26 protein-coding genes are annotated in these 22,077 nt (G+C 61.5%); 22 read left to right on the top strand and 4 right to left on the bottom strand.

The window, feature by feature from the left end:
- Nucleotides 1-54 precede the first annotated feature (54 nt).
- The 17 genes from EQW76_RS03640 to EQW76_RS03560 all read left to right on the top strand — a co-directional run bounded on the left by EQW76_RS03640 (nucleotide 55) and on the right by EQW76_RS03560 (nucleotide 14,365).
- Nucleotides 55-417: a cobalamin biosynthesis protein gene (locus EQW76_RS03640; protein WP_142823599.1), complete on the top strand. Its 363-nt coding sequence runs from the start codon at nucleotides 55-57 to the stop codon at nucleotides 415-417.
- Nucleotides 418-544: 127 nt separating this feature from the next.
- Nucleotides 545-1,492: a nucleoside hydrolase gene (locus EQW76_RS03635; protein WP_142823086.1), complete on the top strand. Its 948-nt coding sequence runs from the start codon at nucleotides 545-547 to the stop codon at nucleotides 1,490-1,492.
- Between the two features lie 212 nt (nucleotides 1,493-1,704).
- Entirely contained in the window at nucleotides 1,705-2,127 is a 423-nt protein-coding gene (locus tag EQW76_RS03630) for a DNA-binding protein (protein ID WP_142823085.1), read from the top strand.
- Nucleotides 2,106-2,486, top strand: coding sequence for a hypothetical protein (locus tag EQW76_RS03625; protein ID WP_142823084.1), 381 nt, complete (start codon nucleotides 2,106-2,108; stop codon nucleotides 2,484-2,486). Before EQW76_RS03630 ends, EQW76_RS03625 begins: the two co-directional genes overlap by 22 nt.
- Nucleotides 2,487-2,572: 86 nt before the next feature.
- Complete coding sequence (gene cobA, locus EQW76_RS03620; protein ID WP_142823083.1) at nucleotides 2,573-3,412, top strand: uroporphyrinogen-III C-methyltransferase; 840 nt, start codon at nucleotides 2,573-2,575, stop codon at nucleotides 3,410-3,412.
- Nucleotides 3,409-4,713 carry a cobyrinate a,c-diamide synthase gene (locus tag EQW76_RS03615; RefSeq protein ID WP_142823082.1) on the top strand — a complete coding sequence of 435 codons (1,305 nt, stop codon included), beginning with the start codon at nucleotides 3,409-3,411 and terminating at the stop codon, nucleotides 4,711-4,713. Before cobA ends, EQW76_RS03615 begins: the two co-directional genes overlap by 4 nt.
- On the top strand, nucleotides 4,710-5,711 hold the full coding sequence (cobD, locus tag EQW76_RS03610) for a threonine-phosphate decarboxylase CobD (RefSeq protein ID WP_142823081.1): 1,002 nt from the start codon (nucleotides 4,710-4,712) through the stop codon (nucleotides 5,709-5,711). The genes EQW76_RS03615 and cobD overlap by 4 nt, the downstream gene beginning before the upstream one ends.
- Nucleotides 5,708-6,688: an adenosylcobinamide-phosphate synthase CbiB gene (gene cbiB / locus EQW76_RS03605; RefSeq protein WP_142823080.1), complete on the top strand. Its 981-nt coding sequence runs from the start codon at nucleotides 5,708-5,710 to the stop codon at nucleotides 6,686-6,688. The genes cobD and cbiB overlap by 4 nt, the downstream gene beginning before the upstream one ends.
- Before the next feature lie 143 nt (nucleotides 6,689-6,831).
- The gene (locus EQW76_RS03600; protein ID WP_142823079.1) at nucleotides 6,832-7,260 is read left to right on the top strand and encodes a L,D-transpeptidase; all 429 of its coding nucleotides are present in this window, start codon (nucleotides 6,832-6,834) and stop codon (nucleotides 7,258-7,260) included.
- A gap of 123 nt (nucleotides 7,261-7,383) precedes the next feature.
- Nucleotides 7,384-7,662, top strand: coding sequence for an acyl carrier protein (locus tag EQW76_RS03595; protein WP_007814022.1), 279 nt, complete (start codon nucleotides 7,384-7,386; stop codon nucleotides 7,660-7,662).
- Nucleotides 7,663-7,781: 119 nt separating this feature from the next.
- Nucleotides 7,782-8,255 carry a 3-hydroxyacyl-ACP dehydratase FabZ family protein gene (locus EQW76_RS03590; protein ID WP_142823078.1) on the top strand — a complete coding sequence of 158 codons (474 nt, stop codon included), beginning with the start codon at nucleotides 7,782-7,784 and terminating at the stop codon, nucleotides 8,253-8,255.
- Between the two features lie 42 nt (nucleotides 8,256-8,297).
- Nucleotides 8,298-9,506 (top strand): beta-ketoacyl-ACP synthase, encoded by a 1,209-nt coding sequence (locus EQW76_RS03585; protein WP_142823077.1) that lies wholly within the window; start codon nucleotides 8,298-8,300, stop codon nucleotides 9,504-9,506.
- A gap of 5 nt (nucleotides 9,507-9,511) precedes the next feature.
- Complete coding sequence (locus EQW76_RS03580) at nucleotides 9,512-10,798, top strand: beta-ketoacyl-ACP synthase (protein ID WP_142823076.1); 1,287 nt, start codon at nucleotides 9,512-9,514, stop codon at nucleotides 10,796-10,798.
- A gap of 198 nt (nucleotides 10,799-10,996) precedes the next feature.
- Nucleotides 10,997-12,025 (top strand): zinc-binding dehydrogenase, encoded by a 1,029-nt coding sequence (locus EQW76_RS03575; protein WP_142823075.1) that lies wholly within the window; start codon nucleotides 10,997-10,999, stop codon nucleotides 12,023-12,025.
- A 3-nt stretch (nucleotides 12,026-12,028) separates the two neighbouring features.
- Nucleotides 12,029-12,964: a lipid A biosynthesis lauroyl acyltransferase gene (locus tag EQW76_RS03570; protein WP_142823074.1), complete on the top strand. Its 936-nt coding sequence runs from the start codon at nucleotides 12,029-12,031 to the stop codon at nucleotides 12,962-12,964.
- Nucleotides 12,965-13,152: 188 nt separating this feature from the next.
- Nucleotides 13,153-14,109 (top strand): alpha/beta hydrolase, encoded by a 957-nt coding sequence (locus EQW76_RS03565; RefSeq protein WP_161990934.1) that lies wholly within the window; start codon nucleotides 13,153-13,155, stop codon nucleotides 14,107-14,109.
- Nucleotides 14,110-14,182: 73 nt separating this feature from the next.
- Nucleotides 14,183-14,365, top strand: a complete 183-nt coding sequence (locus EQW76_RS03560; RefSeq protein WP_142823072.1) for a hypothetical protein — start codon at nucleotides 14,183-14,185, stop codon at nucleotides 14,363-14,365.
- A gap of 82 nt (nucleotides 14,366-14,447) precedes the next feature.
- On the opposite strand, the gene EQW76_RS03555 is transcribed toward EQW76_RS03560, so the two are convergent.
- Both EQW76_RS03555 and EQW76_RS03550 read right to left on the bottom strand, forming a co-directional pair.
- Entirely contained in the window at nucleotides 14,448-14,978 is a 531-nt protein-coding gene (locus EQW76_RS03555; RefSeq protein WP_142823071.1) for a gamma carbonic anhydrase family protein, read from the bottom strand.
- A gap of 13 nt (nucleotides 14,979-14,991) precedes the next feature.
- Nucleotides 14,992-15,684, bottom strand: a complete 693-nt coding sequence (locus tag EQW76_RS03550; protein WP_142823070.1) for a fumarylacetoacetate hydrolase family protein — start codon at nucleotides 15,682-15,684, stop codon at nucleotides 14,992-14,994.
- A 273-nt stretch (nucleotides 15,685-15,957) separates the two neighbouring features.
- On the opposite strand from EQW76_RS03550, the gene EQW76_RS03545 reads away from it, so the two are divergent.
- Entirely contained in the window at nucleotides 15,958-17,031 is a 1,074-nt protein-coding gene (locus EQW76_RS03545; protein WP_244616921.1) for a prolyl oligopeptidase family serine peptidase, read from the top strand.
- A 21-nt stretch (nucleotides 17,032-17,052) separates the two neighbouring features.
- Here the strand turns inward: EQW76_RS03545 and EQW76_RS03540 are convergent, their stop codons facing one another.
- Nucleotides 17,053-18,255, bottom strand: coding sequence for an amidohydrolase family protein (locus EQW76_RS03540; RefSeq protein ID WP_142823068.1), 1,203 nt, complete (start codon nucleotides 18,253-18,255; stop codon nucleotides 17,053-17,055).
- Between the two features lie 211 nt (nucleotides 18,256-18,466).
- On the opposite strand from EQW76_RS03540, the gene EQW76_RS03535 reads away from it, so the two are divergent.
- The 3 genes from EQW76_RS03535 to EQW76_RS03525 all read left to right on the top strand — a co-directional run bounded on the left by EQW76_RS03535 (nucleotide 18,467) and on the right by EQW76_RS03525 (nucleotide 19,638).
- A complete protein-coding gene (locus EQW76_RS03535; RefSeq protein WP_142823067.1) occupies nucleotides 18,467-18,946 on the top strand; it encodes a DUF2938 domain-containing protein in 480 nt (159 codons plus the stop codon).
- A 46-nt stretch (nucleotides 18,947-18,992) separates the two neighbouring features.
- On the top strand, nucleotides 18,993-19,214 hold the full coding sequence (locus tag EQW76_RS03530; protein ID WP_111218049.1) for a hypothetical protein: 222 nt from the start codon (nucleotides 18,993-18,995) through the stop codon (nucleotides 19,212-19,214).
- Nucleotides 19,215-19,437: 223 nt separating this feature from the next.
- Nucleotides 19,438-19,638: a hypothetical protein gene (locus tag EQW76_RS03525; RefSeq protein WP_142823066.1), complete on the top strand. Its 201-nt coding sequence runs from the start codon at nucleotides 19,438-19,440 to the stop codon at nucleotides 19,636-19,638.
- Between the two features lie 445 nt (nucleotides 19,639-20,083).
- On the opposite strand, the gene EQW76_RS29295 is transcribed toward EQW76_RS03525, so the two are convergent.
- Complete coding sequence (locus EQW76_RS29295) at nucleotides 20,084-20,629, bottom strand: hypothetical protein (RefSeq protein ID WP_202617098.1); 546 nt, start codon at nucleotides 20,627-20,629, stop codon at nucleotides 20,084-20,086.
- A 222-nt stretch (nucleotides 20,630-20,851) separates the two neighbouring features.
- Here EQW76_RS29295 and dusA point away from each other — a divergent pair, with 222 nt between their 5' ends.
- Nucleotides 20,852-21,901 (top strand): tRNA dihydrouridine(20/20a) synthase DusA, encoded by a 1,050-nt coding sequence (gene dusA, locus EQW76_RS03515; protein WP_142823065.1) that lies wholly within the window; start codon nucleotides 20,852-20,854, stop codon nucleotides 21,899-21,901.
- Nucleotides 21,902-22,077 lie beyond the last annotated feature (176 nt).

Here is a 22,077-nt window from a genome sequence, read left to right as displayed (position 1 = left end):
ACCCATTCGTCCTCCGATCGGCAATCGTCCGGCAGGTCCCGCCTTGTGATCGGCATGGGCTGCGAGAGCGGAGCGCCGGAAGGCGAATTGCTGGCCCTGGCAAAGTGCGCCCTCGCCGGAGCTGGTCTCGATGCCAGTGACCTCCAGGCGCTCGCCTCGATCGACGGCAAGGCGCAGGAGCCGGCTATCCTTGCCGTTGCGGCCTATTACGGCATTCCGGCGTTGTTTTTCGATGCCGAGCGGCTTGAGTGCGAGACGCCGCGGCTGCAAAATCCCTCCGACAAGATTTTCGCGCTCATCGGTTGCCATGGTGTCGCGGAGGCTGCGGCGCTGGCCGGGGCGGGGCCTGAGGCCGTGCTCATCGTGCCGAAACTCAAATCCGCGCTCGCCACCGTGGCAATTGCCGTCGTCGTTTGAATTTCGCGCTGGACGACGTGCCGGCGGGGCATCTGCGATATTGCGAAACCGCCCGGCGCCGGTATGGTAACGTCTTTCGCCGCTGGCCGAGATGGCTGCCGGCTCCGTGCCGCGATAAGGAATTTCCATGCACAAGGTCATTTACGACACTGATCCCGGCGTCGACGACGCAATGGCGCTGCTCTTCCTGCACCGTCATCCCGAGATCGACCTGATCGGCGTCACCACCATCTTCGGCAATGCCTCGGTCGACACGACGACGCGCAATGCGCTGTTCCTGAAGCGGGAATGGGGCTTCGAATGCCCGGTGGCACGCGGCGCCGACGCGACCTTCGATCCATCGCGCAAGGAGCATGGCTGGCCGACACATGTGCACGGCGTCAACGGTCTCGGCGATATCGCTGTGCCGGAAACCATCGATCTTCCCATCGATCCGCGCCCGGCCTACCAGTTCATCATCGATACTGTCCGGGCCAATCCCGGCGAGGTGCGGCTCGTCGCCGTCGGTCGCATGACCAACCTGGCGCTGGCGCTGAAGCACGATCCGGAGATTGCCGGACTGGTCAAGGACGTCGTCATCATGGGCGGCGCTTTCTACGTGCCGGGCAATGTCTCGCCGGTGGCGGAAGCCAATATCTACGGCGATCCCGAGGCTGCGGACGTCGTCATGACGGCTGGCTGGAAGGTCGTGCTCATCGGCCTCGACGTGACCGCCATCACCACAATGAGCCGCGGCTATCTCGCCGACATGGCCAAGGCCGGCGGCAAGGACGTACAGTTGCTCGCCGACCTCTCGCAGTCCTACATCGATTTCTACAAGCACGCGGTCGAGGACGGCATGATGGTGCACGACAGCTGCGCCAGCGCCTATATCGTCGCCCCCAACCTCTTCACATCGATATCAGGTGCCGTGCGCGTCGTCTGCGGCGGCATCGCCGACGGCCAGACCATCGTCAAGCCCGACGGCCGCCACTTCCCCCCGGGGCAATGGGACGGACTGCCGAGCCAGACGGTGTGTGTCGGGATCGAGTCGGAGAAGGTCGTGGATCTGATCCGGGATGTGATCGTGGGGTGATTGGGTAGGGGGCACCCCAAGGACGCTCCTTTTACCCAAGGACAAAGATGGATCGCATTACTCCTCATGTAGCGCTATGGTTGCAATGGCCTTCTGTGGTATGAATTATTCATGATCGGTGCGACGATGGATATCGCTGACCGTTTGGACTAATCGCGTTCATGTTTGACCGGGGAGACTGAGATGTCCGTTAGGTCTTTGGGCTTCCCTAGATGTTCGCTGTGAGGCGCGACGATCTGCAACGTGTTGCTCAAGCAAAGATCAACGATGCCCAGTTGCTGTTGGCCCATCGCAGGGCGTCGAATGCTTACTATCTAGCGGGATATGCGGTGGAGATCGGGCTTAAGGCTTGCATCGCGAAGCAGATATCAGCGGAAACGATTCCCGAGCTTAATTTTGTAAGGTCGATATATGATCATGATCTACAAAAGCTAATCAGGGTTGCCGGCCTGTCGGCCGAATTGAAGCAAGCACAGGATGCCGACAAAGATTTTGCCGTAAATTGGGCGATCGTTTGCGAGTGGAAGCCTGACGATCGATACGGCTTAAAGGACCTGGGCACGGCTCAGGTGATGATAGCCGCCGTGATGGATGAAACCGGAGGAGTTCTGCCATGGATCAGGGAACGATGGTGAAGAGTGGTCAGGATCTCGTCAGGTATCTGGACGAGACTCCGGTCAATCCACGCTTCGCGATGTGGGTCAATTTTTCTGAAGCCGAAAGCTGGAAACTCTGGATCGTTCCAGCGAAGTCTATCACCGACAAGCGAGCGTTCTATCATACTGTCGCGGATACGATATCGAAACATCGCGATGATCTCGGCGGCCTCGATGTCGGGATGGTAGAGTTCACCGCCGACACCAAATCCGTCGTTCGGTCTATGGCAAAATTTATGAAAATGCCGAATATCGGCGCTGCGAACGTTTCCGGAAATACATTTGACGGCATGTTCTTGCCGGATGGCGTTTTGATCAGGTCGAATATAGCCGCGTAGAGATCACCGCGTTATGGCGCCTCTCGGCCGGTTCGATCTTCTGCCGCAATATTGCAATTCCGCCCTCCCACGCCTAACACAGCCGCATGAACCAAACCCTGTTTTCCACATTGCCAACCCTTGAGCCGGGCAGCGTCTGGCTGGCCGGGGCGGGGCCGGGCGATCCGGGCTTGCTGACGCTGCTGGTTGCAAAGGCTATGTCTGAGGCTGATGTTATCGTCCACGATGCACTGGTCGACGATGCCTGCCTTAGGCTCGCCGGTGCCGGTGCCGTGCTCGAATATGCCGGCAAGCGTGGGGGCAAGCCCTCGGCAAAGCAGCGCGATATTTCGCTGCGACTGGTCGAGTTGGCGCGGTCCGGCAAGCGGGTGCTGCGGCTGAAGGGCGGGGATCCCTTCGTTTTCGGGCGTGGCGGCGAGGAAGCACTGGTTCTCGTAGAGCATGGCATCCCGTTCCGCATCGTGCCGGGCGTCACCGCCGGGATCGGTGGACTTGCCTATGCCGGCATTCCGGTGACCCACCGGGACGTCAATCACGCCGTGACGTTCCTCACCGGTCATGATTCGTCGGGGCTGGTGCCGGATGCCATTGACTGGCAGGCGATCGGCAAGGGGTCGCCTGTGATCGTCATCTACATGGCGATGAAACACATCTCCCAGATCGTTGCCAATCTCATTGCTGCCGGCCGGTCGCTGCACGAGCCTGTCGCCTTCGTCTGCAATGCATCGACACCGCGCCAGCAGGTGCTGGAGACGACGCTCGGATCTGCCGAGGCGGATGTTGCAAGCGCGGGTCTCTTGCCGCCTGCCATCGTCGTCATCGGCGCGGTGGTAGGGCTGCGCCCATCGCTGGATTGGCTGGGCGCACTCTCCGGGCGCACATTGGTGCCTGAAAGCATCGGCGAACCGAGACAGGTGCGAGTATGAGCGGGCTGTTGATTTCGGCGCCGTCCTCCGGGTCGGGCAAGACGACGATAACGCTCGGGCTCTTGCGGGCGCTGCGCAATCGGGGCGTTGCCGTGGCGCCGGGCAAGGCCGGACCCGATTATATCGATCCCGCCTTCCATGCGGCGGCGAGCGGGACGACCTGCCTCAATTTCGACCCTTGGGGCATGCGCCCGGAACTGATCTCCGCCAATGCCGCCCTCCACCGGGAAGGCGGCAGGATGCTGGTGGTCGAGGCGATGATGGGCCTCTTCGACGGCGCTGCCGATGGTCAGGGTACAGCGGCCGATCTGGCGGCGATGCTGTCTCTGCCTGTGGTGTTCGTCGTCGACGCGGCGCGCACGTCACAATCGGTGGCGGCGCTCGTTAGCGGCTTTGCCAATTTTCGCGCCGACATCCGCATCGTCGGCGTCATTCTCAACCGGGTTGGCAGCGCTCGCCACGAACTGATGCTGCGACAGGCGCTGCGGGCAATCGGCATGCCCGTCGTCGCCGTAGTGCGCAGCGATCCGGGGCTGGCGGTGCCGGAGCGTCACCTGGGGTTGGTGCAGGCCGGCGAACACTCGGGGCTCGAGGAGTTTATCGAGCGTGCCGCCGCGGCTGTTTCCGCCGAGTGCGATTTCGATCTGCTGATGCGTGCCGGTACCGGACGTGCCAAGGCCTCTCCTGCCAACATTCACCGTATGGCGCCGCTTGGCCAGAAGATCGCAGTCGCCCGCGACATCGCCTTTGCCTTTTCCTATGAACACATGCTGCTGGGCTGGCGGCGACGCGGTGCGGAGATCTCGTTCTTCTCGCCGCTTGCCGACGAGGCCCCAGTGGCAGACGCCGATGCCATCTATTTGCCCGGAGGCTATCCGGAGTTGCACGCGGGGGCCATCGCGTCGGCCAGTGCGTTTCGCTCCGCCATGCGGGAGGCGGCCGAGCGTGGCGTCAGGATTTTCGGCGAGTGCGGCGGCTATATGACGCTCGGTGAGGAACTGATCGATGCAGCCGGTGGGCGCCATGCGATGCTCGGGCTGCTGCCGGTCGTCACCAGCTACGAGACGCGCAAGCGGCATTTGGGCTATCGCCGCGTCACGCCATTGCCGGGCAGTTTCTTCGAGGCGCCGATGAAAGCGCATGAATTCCACTATTCGACGCTGGTGTCCGAAGGCGATGCCGACCCGCTGTTTGCCGTTACCGATGCCTTGGACAACGATCTCGGCACGGCCGGCCTGCAGCGTGGCAATGTCGCCGGTTCCTACATGCACCTGATCGACCTGTCCGGAGAGGCCGGATGAGCGGCAGGATCGCCCATGGCGGCGGCATCACTGCCGCGGCGCATCTCTACGGCGGTGACGCCGACGATTGGCTCGACCTGTCGACAGGGATCAACCCCAACCTGGTGACGATCCCGCCGATAGAAGCGAGCGCATGGCACCGGCTGCCGGACCAGCATCTGGTGGAGCGCGCCAGGGCGGCTGCGCAGACCTATTACCGCAGTGGCGATTGCCGGCCATTGCCGGTGCCGGGGACGCAGTCGGTCATCCAACTGCTGCCGCGTCTGGTGGCCGAGGGCACGCGCGTCGCGGTGCTGGGGCCGACCTATGGCGAGTACAGGCGCGTGTTTTCGCTGGCTGGCCTTGCCGTCGATGAGATCGCCGATCTCGACGCCGTCACGGAGGCGCATGGGCTGGTGGTGGTGGTCAATCCCAACAATCCGGATGGTCGCGTTCATATGCCCGACCAACTGGTGGCGCTCCAGCATCGACTTCGCCGGCAGGATGGCTGGCTGGTGGTCGACGAGGCATTTGGAGACGGCAGCCCGCAGGCGAGCCTTACGCCGCTGGCGTCCGGCATGGACAAGCTGATAGTCTTCCGGTCGTTCGGAAAATTCTTCGGGCTGGCCGGTATCAGGCTCGGTTTCGTGATCGCCAATCCCTTCCTGCAGGAACGTTTTGAGGACTGGCTCGGACCCTGGGCAGTTTCGGGTCCGGCGCTATCGCTGGCGGCCAACGTGTTTGCCGGAGATACGGCAGCAATCGGCAGGCGGCTGGCCGAACGCAGCGCTGCATTGCGCTCGGTGCTTGCCGGCGCGGGGCTATCGGTTACCGGCGGGACCGATCTGTTCGCTCTCGTTGCCGACAGCCGGGCGGGTGCGATTCACGAGCACCTTTGCCGGCATCACATTTTGGTCCGCAAATTCGACTATGCCGCAGAGTGGCTGCGTTTCGGGCTGACGGCCGATGCGGCAGAGGATCGCCGGCTGGCATCGGCACTCACCGGGTTGACATCATGATCATCGACGAACACCTGCTCATCCTCGTATTGGCTCTGCTGCTCGACCGGATCGTCGGCGATCCAGACTGGCTGTGGACGAGACTGCCGCATCCGGTGGTGCTGTTCGGCAAGGCGATCAGCTTTGTCGACAAGCGCTATAATCTGACGCGGCTTTCGGCCGCAGACCGTCGTCGCAACGGTCTCGTGTCGATACTGGCTTTGCTGGCGCTGAGTGCACTTGCCGGTGGCGTGCTGCATGCTTTGCTCGGGATGTTCGGCTGGCTCGGTCTGCTGATCGAAGCGGTGCTGGTGGCGGTTTTCCTGGCCCAGAAGAGCCTCGCCGACCATGTCATTGCTGTCTCGGAGGCATTGCGGCAGGAGGGGCTCGAAGGCGGACGGCGCGCGGTGTCGCGCATTGTCGGTCGCGATCCCGAGACGCTCGACGAGCCCGCTGTCTGTCGGGCGGCCATCGAGAGCCTGGCGGAGAATTTTTCCGATGGCGTGGTGGCGCCGGTGCTCTGGTACTCGGTTTTCGGCCTGCCGGGCCTGCTTCTATACAAAATGCTCAATACGGCCGATTCGATGATTGGCCACAAATCCGAGACCTATATCGATTTCGGCCGGGCGTCGGCACTGCTCGACGATGTCGCGAACTGGCCGGCGGCGCGGTTGTCGATCCTGTTGATTGCCCTCGGGGCGATGGTGCGACGTGGTGTGACGGCGCTCAACAATGCCTTTCGCATCGCCGCGCGCGACGGTGGTCTGCACCGTTCGCCGAATTCCGGCAGGCCGGAGGCAGCCATGGCCGGCGCTCTCGATATACAGCTGGCGGGTCCGCGTATCTATGCCGGAGAGACCGTGCGGGAGCCGATGATCAACGGATCCGGGCGAGATACCGCGACCGTCAGCGATGTCGAGGCGGGCGTGGCCATCTTCTACACGGCCTGCAGCGTACTGGCGCTGGCCGTGCTTGCGGGTTTTCTCGCTTTACTTTAATTTCTCAATAAAGATTTGCGCCCGATCCACAAATAATAATTAGGCAGCGCGCGTCGTGCAAATTAATTCAATATAGAAAACTTCGTGCTATTCCTTTCCCAGTCGAAATTGCTCGCTCCGAAGCAACGACCGAGGGGAAAATCATGAAGACGACGATTCCTGCTGCTGTGGCAACTCTCTGCCTCGGTTTTTATGCTGCGTCTGCCGATGCTTCGGCGCTCCTGGCGCGGATCGACATTGCCGCGCAGACGATGACAGTCAGCGAAAACGGCATCACCCGCTATCAGTGGAAAGTCTCGACGGCCCGGCCGGGTTATGTCACGCCGACCGGCAACTATACCGCCAAGTGGCTGTCCCGCGACCATCACTCGAAGAAGTATGACAACGCCCCGATGCCCTTCGCGGTGTTCTTCAACGGCGGCTATGCGGTGCATGGGACCACCGAGGTCCGCCGTCTCGGCCGGCCGGCGTCTCACGGTTGCGTCCGCTTGCAGACCGCGAATGCTGCTGTGTTCTTCTCTATGGCGAGCCAAGCCGGGCTTGAGAACACACGCATTATCATCAGCCAATAAGCCAGTGACCGCCCTGCCTGACACACTGTCCCAAATTTTGGGCAGGCTGTCGCGCAGGCCATTGGCTTTTGAGACGGATTTCCCTATGACGAAGATCGAAAGATCATTTGAAGAGGTACTGGCGTGACTGCTACATTCGATAAGGTTGCCGACATCATCGCGGAAACGAGCGAAATCGACCGGGCGACGATTACGCCGGAAAGCCACACGATCGACGATCTCGGCATCGATAGCCTCGATTTCCTCGATATCGTGTTTGCGATCGACAAGGAATTCGGCATCAAGATTCCGCTGGAAAAGTGGACGCAGGAAGTCAACGAAGGCAAGGTCTCGACGGAGGAGTATTTCGTCCTCAAGAATCTCTGCGCCAAGATCGATGAGTTGCGCGCCGCCAAGGCCTGAGCCACCGCTGCATCTTTGCCAACGCCCTGCCGCCTTTGATAGGACGGCCGGGCGGTTTTGTTCCAAGCACTATCTCCCACCCGCTTTGCTTTTTCTCGCGGGTCGGACCGGAGAGCACCATGCTGCTGGAATATTTCCAGATGATCGACCGGATCGAGTCCGTCGACCTGTCCAAGGGTATCTTGAGGGCGCGCTCCGTCGTGCCGTCCAACAGTCCGGTTTTCGAAGGCCATTTTCCCGGAATGCCGTTGGTTCCGGGTGTCCTCTTGATCGAGACCATGGCGCAGGCGTCCGGCATGCTCGTTCTGGCCGCCACGAATTTTGCCGCGATGCCGTTCCTGATGACCGTCGACGGCGCGAAGATGCGTTCCTTCGTCGAGCCGGATGCGGTACTCGATATCGAGGCCATTCTGGAACATGACGGATCCGGCTATGCTGTCACCAAGGCGAAGATCACTGTCGCCGGCAAGAAGGTCTGCGATGCGCAGTTGAAGCTGCGCACGCTGCCGTTTAATGAGGTGCCGCTGGCCGATATTGTTCGCAAGCGCGCCACGGAAGTCGGGCTTCTCGACGCGATTGCTGCCAGCGCCTGAACAGGTTTGGCCATCCGCGACGCAGCCGAAAAGGATTGATGTATGAGCAAGGCTCCCAATGACGTCGTCATCACAGGCGTCGGTATCGTAACCTGCCAGGGCGTCGGCAAGGATGCGCATGTTGCGCTGCTGACATCGGGCACATCGCCGGCTGTCATCGTCGAGACAGAAAAATTCAAGCCCTATCCCGTGCACCCGTTGCCAGAGATCGACTGGTCGCAGCAGATCCCCAAGCGCGGTGACCAGCGGCAGATGGAGAACTGGCAGCGCATCGGCGTCTTTGCCGCCGGTCTTGCGCTCGACGACGCCGGCTTCAAGGACAATTTCGAGGCATGCGGCGCGATGGACATGATCGTTGCTGCCGGCGGTGGCGAGCGCGACATCAATGTCGATACGCTGATCGTCGACGAGGGCCTGAAGCGCAACGACCGCGAATTGATGCTCAACGAAAAGCTGACGACAGAGCTACGGCCAACGCTGTTTCTCGCCCAGCTTTCAAACCTGCTCGCAGGCAATATCTCTATCGTCCACAAGGTCACCGGCTCGTCGCGGACCTTCATGGGCGAGGAGGCTGCCGGCATATCGGCGGTCGAGACCGCCTTTCACCGCATCAAATCCGGCGAATCCACCCATGCGCTGGTCGGCGGCGCGTTTTCGGCAGAGCGGCTGGACATGATCCTGCTGTTCGAATCGATCGGCGGCCACAGCGTCGGCGACTGGCAGCCCTTGTGGTCGCGTCGCGAGGGCAGCGGCGGCGGCATGATCGTCGGCTCGCTCGGAGCCTTCCTGGTTCTGGAATCCCGGGCCCACGCCGAAAGCCGTGGTGCCCATATCTATGCGACGATCGACGCGATCGAGGGTGACCGCGGCAACCGCGACGACGGCAGGTTCGAGGCTCGCCTCGAGCGGTTGCTCGAGCCCGCCATGGGTTCCGGCAGCGAAGCAATCGTGTTTTCCGGAAGCTCCGGCCTCCACGAGATTGCAGCCCGCGAGAAGGCAGTGCTGGACAAGGCGCTTCCGGAAGCGGCGATCCGTGGCTATGGCGGCGTGACCGGACACGGGCTCGAAACGCAGTTTCCGCTCGGCATCGCGTTTGCCGCACTGGCGCTGGCCAACAAGGCCAAGGTGCCGGCGTTCGACCCAAACCATGAAAAGCCGATGGGCACAGCCGCCCGGACGGCGATCGTGACAACCGTCGGACATACGCGCGGCGAGGGCGTTGCCGTCCTGTCCACTGAGCCTCAGGAGTGATGAGCATGACAGCTGCAGCCTATAGGGACCATCTCGGACGCCCGATCGTTGCCGTCACCGGCATGGGCATCATCACCTCGCTCGGCCAGGGCCTGAAGGACAACTGGGATGCGCTGACATCAGGCGTTTCCGGTATCCACGCCATCACGCGCTTTCCGACCGACAACATCTCGACCCGCATCGCCGGTACCGTCGATTTCATCGAGGTGCCGATTTCCAACGCCGTCGAGCGCTCCTATGCGTTTGCCCGCGAGACCACCGTCGAGGCGCTGGCGCAGGCTGGCCTGTCCGGTGATTTCAACGGTCCGCTGTTCCTGGCCGCGCCGCCGATCGAACCGGAATGGAGCGCCCGTTTCGCTCTTGGCGATCGCTCGCCGCCGGCCGATCACCCGGGCGATGCCTATGAGCGATTTCTTGCCGCCATGCGCGAACGTCCGGATCCATCCTTCCACGAGGCCGCCTCGTTCGGCGCCATCTCGGAGCGTCTTTCCGACCGTTTCGGCACGCGCGGTCTGCCGGTAACCCTGTCGACAGCCTGTGCCTCGGGCGCCACCGCAATCCAGCTCGGGATCGAGGCGATCCGCCAGGGTCGCACCGAGCGGGCCTTGTCGGTTGCGACAGACGGCTCGCTGAGCGCCGAGGCGCTGATCCGCTTTTCGCTGCTGTCGGCGCTGTCGACCCAGAACGATCCGCCGACCAAGGCATCGAAGCCGTTCAGCAAGGACCGGGACGGGTTCGTGATTGCCGAGGGTGCTGCGACGCTGGTGCTGGAATCGCTGGAATCAGCTGTTGCCCGTGGTGCAAAAATCCTCGGCATCATGAAGGGCGCCGGCGACAAGGCCGACAGTTTTCATCGCACCCGCTCGTCACCCGACGGCGCGCCGGCCATTGCTACGATCCGGGCGGCTCTCGCGGATGCCGGCATGGCGGAGACCGACATCGGCTATATCAACGCCCACGGCACCTCGACGCCGGAAAACGACAAGATGGAATATGGTGCGATGCTGGCCGTCTTCGGCGAGCGGCTGGCCAAGATCCCGGTGTCGTCCAACAAGTCGATGATCGGCCATACGCTGACTGCTGCCGGTGCCGTCGAGGCCGTGTTCTCGCTGCAGACGATGCTGACGGGTACGCTGCCGCCGACCATCAACTACGCCATCCCAGACACCAGCATCGACCTCGACGTGGTGCCGAATGTCAAGCGCGAGACACAGGTCCACGCGGTGCTGTCGAACTCGTTTGGCTTCGGCGGGCAGAATGCCAGCCTTGTCATGGCGCTCGATCCGGCCTAGAGGCCGAGAATGACGCAAGTTTGTTTGAAACACAGCCGCCTTGCGAGAGGGCGGCTGTTTTCATTCGGCCCGATGCGTGATCCTTTGCGCCGGCATCCGCGTACTGCCAACGGAATGGCTTCCAGTTCTGGACGAAATGCTCTAGAGCCTGTCGCCACACGATTTACTTGATAACGCCTTCGGGCGGAGGGCCTTTCCATGCGTGCTTTGCAACTCGTCGACGACCGCAAGCTTGAAATCACCGACCTGCCTGAACCGGATGCGCCCGGTCCCGGCGAGGTGACGTTGCGCGTCAAAGCGGTGGCGCTGAACCATATCGACGTCTGGGGATGGCGCGGCATGGCCTTTGCCAAGCGCAAGATGCCGCTTGTCATCGGCGCCGAAGCATCCGGCGTCGTCGAGGCTATCGGCCCTGGCGTATCCAGCGTATTGCCGGGCCAGCTGGTGTCGATCTATGGCGCGCGCACCTGCGGCCTTTGCCATCACTGCCGCGCGGGCCGCGATAATCTCTGTGAAAACGTCAGCGGCGTGCACGGCTTTCATCTCGACGGCTTTGCGCAGGAGAAGGTCAACCTGCCGGCCCGTCTGCTGGTGCCGGCGCCTCCCGGCGTCGATGCCATTGCGGCAGCGCTTGCCCCGGTCACTTTCGGCACCGTCGAGCACATGCTGTTCGACAATGCCAAACTGCAGTCCGGCGAGACCATCCTCATCCATGCCGGCGGCTCCGGTATCGGCTCGGCGGCGATCCAGCTGGCAAAGAACATCGGCTGCACCGTCATCACCACGGTCGGTTCCGACGATAAGATCGAACGGGCAAAGGCTCTTGGCGCCGATCATGTCATCAATTATCGCGTCGACCGCTTCGAAGGGGTCGTGCGCAAGCTCACCAAGAAGAAGGGCGTCGACGTCGTCTTCGAGCATGTCGGAAAGGACACGTTCGGACCGTCGATGTTCTGCCTGAAGCGCGGCGGTCGGCTCGTCACCTGCGGCTCGACATCCGGCGTGTCGGCTGAGATCAACCTGATGATGCTGTTCCAGCAGCAGCTGAAGCTGATGGGCTCGTTCGGCTGCCGCATGGAAAACATGGCGGATGCCATGCAGAAGATGGCGCGCGGCTACGTGCATCCCGTCATCGACACGGAAGTACGTTTCGACGACATCGACAAGGCGCTTGAGCGGATGGAGTCGCGGCAGATCTTCGGCAAGATCATCCTGAAGATGGATTGACCGGTGAAGCTCTTCATCACCCGGATCGTACTGGCCTTCCGGCACTTTCGCCAATGGTCGATCGCGCAGCTGGCCTTTGGGTTCCTGAATTTCCTGAAGCTGTTTCCAGCTGATGGCGGCATACGGTTTGCCGACTGGCTGATGCGCAAGGTCGGTCCGCGTACGCGTCGTCATGCGCTAATGCTCACCAATCTGCGCAATGCTTTTCCGGAAAGGAGCGATGCGGAGATCGAGGCAATCGCGCTTGCCAGCTGGGGGAGCATGGGGCGGCTGGCGGCGGAATATGTGTTCCTCGACCGCCTTTTCGACTTCGATCCCGAGAAGACCGAGCCGGGCCGCATCGAGGTTTCCGGCGTCCCGATCTTTCTGGAATTGCGCGACAATCCACGGCCATTCATCGTTTTTACCGCCCATACTGGAAATTTCGAACTGCTGCCGGTGGCCAGTGCCGCCTTCGGGCTTGAAGTCACCGTGCTTTTCAGGCCTCCGAACAATCCTTATGTCGCAAAGAAAGTCTACGACTTCCGCGCCAAGCGGATGGGTCATCTGGTTCCCTCGCATGCCGGCTCGTCCTTTGCGCTCGCGCGCCAGTTGGACGAGGGCGGCAGCGTCGGCGTGCTCGTCGACCAGAAATTCCGCAAGGGACTGCGGACGAAATTCTTCGGCCGCGACGTGAAGACCAATCCGCTGCTGCCGAAGCTGGTGCGGCAGTTCGAATGCGAGGTCTATCCGGCCCGCTGCGTGCGGCTGCCGAACAATCGCTTCCGGCTGGAAATCGAGCCAAGGATGGAGCTGCCGCGCACCGATACCGGCGCACTCGATCTGCCGGCCACTGCCCAGATGATGAACGACAAGGTGGAAAGCTGGGTACGGGAAAATCCGGAGCAGTGGCTCTGGTATCATGACCGGTGGAATATCAAGAAGCACGTCTTGAAATGATATCAATGGGTTACGTCCATTGTACCTAGTTGATCCGAGTGGATGTCAAAAATTGCGATTGTGGAAAAGTCGTCGAAAATCGATGCTAAAAAGCAACCATCCATATTGCAGTGCATTATAGTCGTTATTCGAAATAAATTCGTGACATAGTTCAGTCATATGCTTCTGACGGGGCAGGGATGATGGATTTGAAAAGACGAAATTTCCTGGTTGGCGCGGCAGTTGCAGCCGCAGCCGTCCAGACGACGACAACCGCAGCGGTGGCGGCCACGCCAGACCCTGCCCAGAATTCTACGATCGAGGTGATCAACCTCTGGACGGGTCCACCTCCGGGTGGCGCCGGTCCGGGCCAGGGCGAGAACCTGACGCCGCGCGGGTCGCTGACACAGATCTCGCTGCCGCGCATTATCATCCACAAGCCGGACAAGCCGACCGGGGCAGCGATGCTCATGTGTTCGGGCGGCGGATATGCGCGCGTCGATATCGTCAACGAAAGCACGCCGGCTGCCATCTACTTCGCGTCGCGTGGCATCACCTCCGTCGAACTCGTCTACCGCGTGCCGCAGGAGGGCTGGAGCATCCATGCGCCGTTCCTCGACGGTATCCGGGCGATGAAGATCCTCCATACGGAGGCGAAACGCCTCGGGATCGATCCGGCAAGGCTGGGCGTGATGGGCTTTTCCGCCGGCGGCCACGTTGCCGGGATGCTGGCCACCAAGGCCGCCGAGCAGTTCTACGTGCAAACCGACGAAATCGACAGTTCGCCGAGCGATGTCGCGTTCGCAGCGCTTCTCTATCCGGTCGTGACGATGATGGCACCGTTCGACCAGACCATGAGCCGTTTGAAGATCTGCGGCAAGAAGCCGACAGAAGACATGCGCGAGGCCTTTTCAGTCGAACAGCACGTCACGGAAGACATGCCGCCGACCTTCGTCGCGCATGCAATGGATGACCCTATCGTGCCCGTCGACCACAGCCTCATGCTGTTCCGCGCCCTGCGTGCCGCCGATGTCGACACCGAGCTTCACATCTTCCAATCCGGTGGCCACGGCTGGGGCATGGGCAAGACCCGGCCATCGGTGCGCAGCTGGACCCAGCTGGTAGAGACCTGGCTGCGGTTGAATGGCATGCTGCCGACCGTGTGAGGTCCATAAGCTGATAGCTGCGTTGGAACCTATGGCATCGCTTATGGTTGGGGATGGCAACTAGGAGAAAAAAATGACCAACGACAAGGCTGCAGCCAACAACAACAACGACGTCGACGCGAAAAAGCTGGATCCCACAAGCGATGCGGCGCGGAGCGACCCGAAACAGGCCGACGCCCATCGCGAAGAACTGAAGAAGACGGCGGAAAAGGGTTTCGATCGTGCCCTCGACAAATCCCCCGAGGACAAACGCTGAGGCATGTCTAAAGGAGAAATGTCCGGGAACAGTGGTAAAGCGTGACACGCTGATCTCAGAGATTGTAGCGCGCTTTTGATTTTTAATCGACCAGCTTCAGATCCCGTGCGAAACGCTGCCAGTTGGCGACGTAGCTTGTTGCCGAGCGACGCAGGCCTTCTATGGCGGCGTCGTCGAGAAGGCGGATCGCTTTTGCGGGCGAACCGACGATCAGCGAGCCGTCGGCAAATTCCTTGCCTTCCGTCACCAGCGCATTGGCGCCGACAAGGCAATTTTTACCGATGCGCGCGCCGTTAAGGATGGTGGCGCCTATGCCGACCAGCGTGTTGTCCCCGATGGTACAGCCGTGGACGATGGCGTGGTGACCGATCGTGCAGCCTTCTCCAATGACGACCGGAAAGCCGGCATCTGTGTGGACCATGCTGCCTTCCTGGATATTGGTCCGGGCACCGATGACGATCGGATCGTTGTCGCCCCGCAAGACCGCCCCAAACCAGATGCCGACGTCCTCGCCAAGCTCGACCTTTCCAATGATCGACGCATCCGGCGCCAGCCAGTAGCGTCCGGCAGGCGGCGTTTTCGGGGTCAGTCCTCCCAGCATATAGATCGGCATGGCGTTCTCCCGGTTAGATGACGGTCAGCGACATCGTGGCGACACCATCGACGCCACAGGTAATACGGTCGCCCTTGCTGACAGGGCCAACGCCCGCTGGCGTGCCGGTCAGGACCACATCGCCAGCGGTAAGCGTGAACAGCTTCGATAGTTCGACGATGATTTCTGGGATCTTCCAGATCATCTGCTCGATGTCGCCGTTCTGCACGCGCTCGCCATTGACCTCGAGCCAGATGGCGCCGGAGTTAGGATGACCGATGCGCTCGGTGGGTACCAGGGCTGAGACGGGTGCCGAATGCTCGAATGCCTTGGCAACCTCCCAGGGGCGGCCTGCCTTCTTGGCAATGGCCTGCAGGTCGCGGCGGGTGAAATCGATGCCAACACCGTATCCGTAAATGCAATCGAGCGCCGCCTCGGCCGGGATATCGTTGCCGCCGGATTTCAGCGCGATGACGAGTTCGACCTCGTGATGAACGTCGCTGGAAAGTGGCGGATAGGGAAAGTCGCTGCCGACGAGAAGATTGTCGGCATTCTTCTGAAAGAAGAAAGGCGGCTCACGGCTGGGATCGTGTCCCATCTCGATGGCGTGGTCGGCATAGTTTCGGCCTACGCAATAGACACGCCGCACCGGAAAGGTCGCAGCCATTCCATCGACAGGCAGAAGGGTAGGATGGGGCAGGGGAATGACGGTGGCAAGGTCGGTCATGGCGCAAACTCTTTCACTGATCAGAGCCTGTTGTCTCGCGATTCCGGCAACAAATCCAGCACTGTGTGGTGCCGTTTGCGTGATGATTTAAACGGGTGTGCGAAGGCTGCGGTCGCAACGTGGCGCCGGCATGGACCTTGATCGCGATTTCGGACGTCCGGGATTGCGATCCGGGTCGCGTGGTTGAGGACAGTGGTCGATGCTGTGCTTCGAAGCGCGCCGGCCTTCTCTCCGCCACGAAACGGGGAACCTTACTCCCCGGCGCTCGCAAGCATGAGGACCAATATGCTTTCTCCACTAAAAGCGATCGCCATGCTGGGCACGGCTACAGTTTTGACGATGCCGGCGCAGCAGCGAGCCCTGGCCAGTGAGAATGTCGGAGTGCGCGAAATTTCCGCACTGTCGCCTGAGCGCGGCACCGACCTCGACGTTATCGTCTGGTACCCGGCGCTCCTCGGTGGAAAATCCATGCTGCTGGGAGAAGGCATGTTCTCCGTGGGAACGCCTGCCATGCTTGGCGCTCCGATCTCGGAGGGTGCATTTCCCGTTGTCTTGCTTTCGCATGGCGCCGGTATCGCCGGAAACGCGCCGGCGCTGAGCTGGCTCGCAGCGCCACTGGCTAGCGAGGGTTTCATCGTGGCCGCCCCCAACCACCCCGGCAATTCGGGGCCCGGGCGATCCGCAGCGGAGACGATGAAACTTTGGCTGAGACCTGGCGATATCAGCGATACGCTGGATGCAATCGGGAAAGACGCCTTTTTCAAAGAGCATCTGGAAAGCGGCAAGACAGGTGCACTGGGCTTGTCGGCGGGCGGCAGCACAGCCTTGGCGCTGGCTGGTGCCCGGATCGATCCGCAGCGGCTGGCAAGTTATTGCGACACAGATGCGCTCAACCCATCGCTTTGCGACTGGGTTCGCCAAAGCGGTGTCGATCTTCATGCCATGGATATGCAGTCCGCCGGCCGTCAGAGCGAAGACAGGCGCATTCGATTTGCAATGGCGATCGACCCTGCGCCGATCGGCGTTTTCCAGCCCGGGACGTTTGCGGAAATTTCCATTCCCGTCGAGATCGTCAATCTCGGTAAGCCCGGTACAATTCCAGTCACCGCAGATGCGGCCGGAGTTGCCAAGGCGATTTTAAAGTCGAGATACTCGACGATCCCGGATTCCAGTCATTTCAGCATGTTCGCCGAATGCAAGCCGGGTGCTGAAGAGACCGCTACGGCAAAGGAGATCGGCGATCCGATCTGCAGGGATGGCGGCAGCCGCTCCAGGAGTGCCATCCACAGGCAGTTGATCGACATCGTGACGGCGGCCTTCAAGCGAGAGCTTGGTTCGGGTCGCTAAGGACAGGAGCGAGCCACCGCCTCACCGCACCACCATCCCGTTCTCCGCCACCAGCCTGCCGCCCTTGTAGACGGAGCGTTGTTTTGGGACGGAGACGACGGCTTCAGGGACATGGGCGGCCGTCAGCGTGACGAAATCGGCGCGGCAGCCGACCGTCAGGCCATAGTCCTCCAGCCGCAGCGCTTTGGCGCCCGAGGTCGTGACGACGTCGAAGGCGGCCCGCAGGTCTTCGTCGGTGTAGAAGCCGGAGCGGTAGCCGATCATCATGGCGCGGCCCAGCATGTCGCCATCGCCATAGGGCCACCAGCTGTCGCGGATGTTGTCGCTGCCGCTGAAGACGGTGACGCCGACCGACCGCAGCAGCGCTACCGGCGGGAAGGCGTGGTTGCCGGGCGCGTTGGTCATGATCGACACGCCGGAGGCCGCCAATTGCTCGCCGGCGCGCTTTGCCGCGTCAGGGGCGAGGTCGCCGAGGCCATAGGCGTGGCTGACGGCGACATGGCCCTCCATCGACAGCGAGCGGGTGCGGGCGCAGATTTCCTCGATGGTGAACTGGCCGAGCGTGCCACCATCGTGCAGGTGTATGTCGATATCGACGCCGCGGCGCTCGGCAATGTCGAAGATGACGTCGAGATGGCCGCCGAGGTCACGGTCGAAACTGGCCGGATCGAGCCCGCCGACGACATCGGCGCCCATGGCAATCGCCTCGTCCATCAGGCCTGGTGTGCCCGGGCTTTTCAGGATGCCGCTCTGGGGGAAGGCGACGAGCTGGATGTCGATCAGCCCGGCATACTCGTCGCGCACCTTCAGGATCTCCTTGAGGTGCTTGAGGCCCACGGAGCCGTCGACCATCACATGGCTGCGCATGGCGGTGGCGCCGTTGCCGATGGCAAGCTCGAGCTGCTTTCTGGCGCGCACGTCCATCGGTTCGGCAATGGCGAGGTTCTGGTGCTGGAAGGCGACGCGCTCGTACACGTCGAAGCCGGCGGTGCAAGGCTTGTGGGAAATCCACGGGCCGCCGTAGAAGCTCGTGTCGAGATGAATGTGGCCTTCGACGAAGCCGGGTACCACGAGCGCGCCGCCGAGATCGACGGTCGTGCCGGCGCCGGTGCCGAGGCTGCCGCTGGCGCCGATGGCAACGATGCGGCCGCCGGTGACGGCGATGTCGCTGAAGGATCCGTCGTCCAGCCGGGCATGGGTGAAAAGCGTGTCGATGGCGGTCAAATCTCTCTCCTTCGCAAGGGGCGTGCGCGTCTTCTGAGGCTTTGTAGCGCAATAATGCGACGGCGACAGCAAGGGCAGCCGGATCGGAGGCCTGAAAGCTTGGGGCGAGGCGATTCTTTTGGCCGGCTTCGACGGATGGGCATTGCTTTCGCCGGTGCGCCTATGGTTTGGTGCGCGCCTGCTTCCGGCGTCCCAAATTATCGGATTTCACATGGTCGACATTTTCTGGCGCTGCCTTGTCATCGGCATTGGCGCAACGATCCTCATGGATCTCTGGGCGATCCTTTACGCCCGGCTTTCCGGCGGCGGCATGCCGAACTGGGCGCCGGTCGGCCGCTGGTTCTATCACCTCAGCCATGGCACGGTGTTTCACGACGATATCAATGCGAGCGCGCCCTATGCCCACGAACTGGCGCTCGGCTGGATCGGCCACTATGCTGTCGGCATCGCCTACGCCTTCCTGCTGGTGGCGATCACCGGCCCGGGCTGGCTGCAGGCGCCGACATTCCTGGTTGCCTGGATCTGGGCGATCGTCACCGTGGCGGCTGGCTGGTTCCTGCTGCAGCCGGGGCTTGGCATCGGCTGGGCAGCATCGAAGACGCCCAATCCGAACAAGGCTCGCCTGCTCAACCTGGTGGCTCACACGGTATTCGGCTTCGGGCTGTATGGGACGGCGCTGCTGATCCGTTGAATTTACGGGCGGCGCGCGCGCCGCCGACGCTTAAGGAGACTTTGACATGGCCGACGACGAATTCATGACGCTGTACAAGGCAGGCAAGTTCAAGGAGGCGCTGGCCTCGGTGACCGGGACCGACCCCAAGGCGAAATGGACGCCGAGCCGCTATGCCATCGACAAGCGCGTCAACAAGCCGATTTTCTATCGCGGCAACAAGCGCGTTGAGAAGGATGCCAACGGCGAGTGGCAGCTTTCCAAGCACAAGTTCGAGTTCGACGACTAAAGATTTAGTTCGTGTCAGACGACGAATTCGCCTTTTCGGATGGCCTCGGGAACGCCCGATTTCCGCCTTGCTGCTGTCGCGTCGCTGTCTTCGTTGCGGGTTATGCTGATGGCTCTTCCTAGTGCAGTGCAGCATGGTTAATTTTTAACGACTCACATGCTAGGAAGGGAACGAAGACGGCGCATGCGTCGTTTATCCGGTAGCTATCAGGAGGGCCCCGACCATGATCTTCAATTTCTTCAACGCCCGCAAGCGCGCCGCTTCCATCGAAGTCGATGCCATCGATTTTTCCCGCGAAGAAGCGCTGCATCCGGCACTCGAAGCTCTGGTCCTCGCCCAGGAAAAGCAAGTTAATCTCTCGTCGCACGAACGCGACTACGGCGCCAAGCGCGCGCCGATACAGATGCCGGTTGCCTTTATCTAAAGCACCGATCTCCAAACATCACAGGGCCCGGTCGGTTTCATGCCCGGCCGGGCCTCGCTTTTTTGTCGGGTCCGCTATATACAGCGATGCACGCGCGCCCAAGGGCCATGCGCTCCCGACATGAAGATCCCAAACCAAATGCCAATGAATTCCCCATCCACCTACACGGCGCCCGTGCCGACAGCGTCGCCCTATGCATCCGGCGGAAAAATCTTCGCCGTCGCCCCCATGATCGACTGTACAGCGCGCTTTTAAGCTATTGACATCATTCGTCTCTTTATTTTCAAAAGGTCGATGGTGCAGTTTTGGTGCAATTTGTGCTAAACGACTGGTGCAGATTCAACCAAGGGTGACGCGGGGCTGGGCGTGGCGGGGAATGTCTGCGGGTTAGCGGGCAGTGGCTGAAAACCTGCCCGCTGGGGGGAGTGTCGCAATGGGGCGCTACTCAGGCTTCTGAGCTTGGTGCAGTTGGGCGTTCCGCCGCTTTGGTGAGGTTAACCAGGGACGAGCGCTTTGCCCCACCCGGGCCGAGCAGGTCACTGCTCCAAGGAGAGAAGATCGCCGGGTCGTGGGGTGATGTCATAGTGTCGATGGGCGAGGCTGAGCACCTTGGCAATCCGTCCAACTCCATGTCGTCGCGCAGCCACTCATGGTGCATGTCACACACCCCGTTGCCCGCCTTCCACGATTCCAAGAAGTAGATTTTCTTACCGAGACGTTTTGCGTGCTCTATTTCGCCTAGCGTCGATGAGCCGATGTACCCGTACATATTAAGAACGAAAATCGAGTCACTCGCCGCGATCTTACGGAGGTGGGCTGCATCGAGGTCAGCTTTCTGATCATCAGAGTACCACTGCTTAACCCCGGATTTGTCGCTTGGGTAGACCGCGACAGAGAACACCGTGTGCCCCGCGAGTGTCAGCGCTTCGTTCCAAGCCTTGAACAGCCTTTCGAACCGCGCCGACCCGCAGAGGGTAATTATATCGTTCACATTCCTTTCCTAGGCGGCTCGTGGCCGCGTCTGTTGGTGTCAGCGGTGAGTGTACAAGACCGGGAATCCACTATTCAACAATCCGTTGAATAGACTGGACGAATGGTGCAGTTGGCGAAAATATTGGTGCAGCTGTGGTGCAGTTCTTGGTGCAGTTCAAAAGTTACCCAGCGTCACTGCCAATGGATTCAAATGGTTGCGCGTGGTAGAGAGTGGCCCAAAATGGCCGTGGCGCAGCGTGGTCCAGTTGGAAAAACATTGACAAATCAATATCTTAAAGGCGAAAAAGTCTTCGCCGTCGCACCTATGATCGACTGGACGGATCGGCATTGTCGGTTTTTGCATCGGCAGATCAGCCGGGAAGCGTTGCTTTATACGGAGATGGTGGTGGCGGATGCTATCATCCATGGGCCGCGTGACAGGCTGCTCGGGCATCATGCCGAGGAGCATCCGGTGGCGCTGCAGGTTGGCGGCTCGGATGCGGGCAAGCTTGCCGAGGCGGTGCGGATTGCCGCCGATTACCGCTATGACGAGATCAACCTGAATGTCGGCTGCCCTTCGGACCGGGTGCAGTCCGGCACGTTCGGCGCTTGCCTGATGCTGACGCCGGATGTTGTTGCCTCTGCCGTGGCGGCGATGAAGGCGGTGACAGACTTGCCGGTGACGGTGAAATGCCGGATCGGCGTCGACGAGCAGGACCCCGAGGTGGCGCTGCCGGACCTGATGGTGCGGGTGCTCGACGCCGGTGCCGACGCCATCTGGATCCATGCGCGAAAAGCCTGGCTGAAGGGCCTGTCGCCGAAGGAAAACCGCGATATCCCGCCGCTCGACTATGACTTCGTCTACCGCATGAAGCAGCGCTTTCCGGATGTGTTCATCGGCATCAACGGTGGCATCAAGACGCTCGACGAGGCAGAGATGCACCTGCGCCATGTGGATGGCGTCATGCTGGGCAGGGCGCCTTATGGCGATACGGCGGTTCTCGCCGATGTCGACCACCGCATCTATGGCAAGCCTTTTTGTGCGCCAGACTGGATGGCGGTGCGCGATACGATGATGACATATGCCGGCGCCCACATCGCCGGTGGCGGACGATTGCAGCAGGTGACGCGCCATATGATCGGGTTGTTTTCGGGCATGACCGGGGCGAGACGGTTCCGGCAGATCCTGTCGAGCGATGCGGCCAAGCCGGGCGCAGGGCCGGAGGTCATCACCGCCGCCTTTGCCGCCGTGGATTTCTCGCCCGCCGAGCCGACGGCGCTTTCGGCCTGACGGCGTCGCCGGCAAGTAAGTTGCGGTGCCAGATCTCCCCCCTCTGTCCCTGCGGGACATCTCCCCCACAAGGGGGGAGAGTGGGCGGAACGGTCAGCCCGCCAGACGAAGATCAGCCGAAAGCCAGGGTCCGCAAGGGAAAAGAATAATCTCCCCACTTGTGGGGGAGATGTCAG

It is taken from the genome of Rhizobium sp. rho-13.1 (assembly GCF_007000305.1).
Lineage (GTDB): Bacteria > Pseudomonadota > Alphaproteobacteria > Rhizobiales > Rhizobiaceae > Rhizobium > Rhizobium rhododendri.
Note: the sequence above shows the minus strand (reverse complement) of the source record. Positions and strands in the feature narration are given on the sequence as shown.

Excerpts from the sequence above, each read along its gene's own strand:
- EQW76_RS03640 (WP_142823599.1), top strand. The coding sequence starts at position 55 with ATGGGCTGCGAGAGCGGAGCGCCGGAAGGCGAATTGCTGGCCCTGGCA.
- EQW76_RS03635 (WP_142823086.1), top strand. The coding sequence starts at position 545 with ATGCACAAGGTCATTTACGACACTGATCCCGGCGTCGACGACGCAATG.
- EQW76_RS03630 (WP_142823085.1), top strand. The coding sequence starts at position 1,705 with ATGTTCGCTGTGAGGCGCGACGATCTGCAACGTGTTGCTCAAGCAAAG.
- EQW76_RS03625 (WP_142823084.1), top strand. The coding sequence starts at position 2,106 with ATGGATCAGGGAACGATGGTGAAGAGTGGTCAGGATCTCGTCAGGTAT.
- cobA (WP_142823083.1), top strand. The coding sequence starts at position 2,573 with ATGAACCAAACCCTGTTTTCCACATTGCCAACCCTTGAGCCGGGCAGC.
- EQW76_RS03615 (WP_142823082.1), top strand. The coding sequence starts at position 3,409 with ATGAGCGGGCTGTTGATTTCGGCGCCGTCCTCCGGGTCGGGCAAGACG.
- cobD (WP_142823081.1), top strand. The coding sequence starts at position 4,710 with ATGAGCGGCAGGATCGCCCATGGCGGCGGCATCACTGCCGCGGCGCAT.
- cbiB (WP_142823080.1), top strand. The coding sequence starts at position 5,708 with ATGATCATCGACGAACACCTGCTCATCCTCGTATTGGCTCTGCTGCTC.
- EQW76_RS03600 (WP_142823079.1), top strand. The coding sequence starts at position 6,832 with ATGAAGACGACGATTCCTGCTGCTGTGGCAACTCTCTGCCTCGGTTTT.
- EQW76_RS03590 (WP_142823078.1), top strand. The coding sequence starts at position 7,782 with ATGCTGCTGGAATATTTCCAGATGATCGACCGGATCGAGTCCGTCGAC.
- EQW76_RS03585 (WP_142823077.1), top strand. The coding sequence starts at position 8,298 with ATGAGCAAGGCTCCCAATGACGTCGTCATCACAGGCGTCGGTATCGTA.
- EQW76_RS03580 (WP_142823076.1), top strand. The coding sequence starts at position 9,512 with ATGACAGCTGCAGCCTATAGGGACCATCTCGGACGCCCGATCGTTGCC.
- EQW76_RS03575 (WP_142823075.1), top strand. The coding sequence starts at position 10,997 with ATGCGTGCTTTGCAACTCGTCGACGACCGCAAGCTTGAAATCACCGAC.
- EQW76_RS03560 (WP_142823072.1), top strand. The coding sequence starts at position 14,183 with ATGACCAACGACAAGGCTGCAGCCAACAACAACAACGACGTCGACGCG.
- EQW76_RS03555 (WP_142823071.1), bottom strand. The coding sequence starts at position 14,978 with ATGCCGATCTATATGCTGGGAGGACTGACCCCGAAAACGCCGCCTGCC.
- EQW76_RS03550 (WP_142823070.1), bottom strand. The coding sequence starts at position 15,684 with ATGACCGACCTTGCCACCGTCATTCCCCTGCCCCATCCTACCCTTCTG.
- EQW76_RS03545 (WP_244616921.1), top strand. The coding sequence starts at position 15,958 with ATGAGGACCAATATGCTTTCTCCACTAAAAGCGATCGCCATGCTGGGC.
- EQW76_RS03535 (WP_142823067.1), top strand. The coding sequence starts at position 18,467 with ATGGTCGACATTTTCTGGCGCTGCCTTGTCATCGGCATTGGCGCAACG.
- EQW76_RS03530 (WP_111218049.1), top strand. The coding sequence starts at position 18,993 with ATGGCCGACGACGAATTCATGACGCTGTACAAGGCAGGCAAGTTCAAG.
- EQW76_RS03525 (WP_142823066.1), top strand. The coding sequence starts at position 19,438 with ATGATCTTCAATTTCTTCAACGCCCGCAAGCGCGCCGCTTCCATCGAA.
- dusA (WP_142823065.1), top strand. The coding sequence starts at position 20,852 with ATGGCCGTGGCGCAGCGTGGTCCAGTTGGAAAAACATTGACAAATCAA.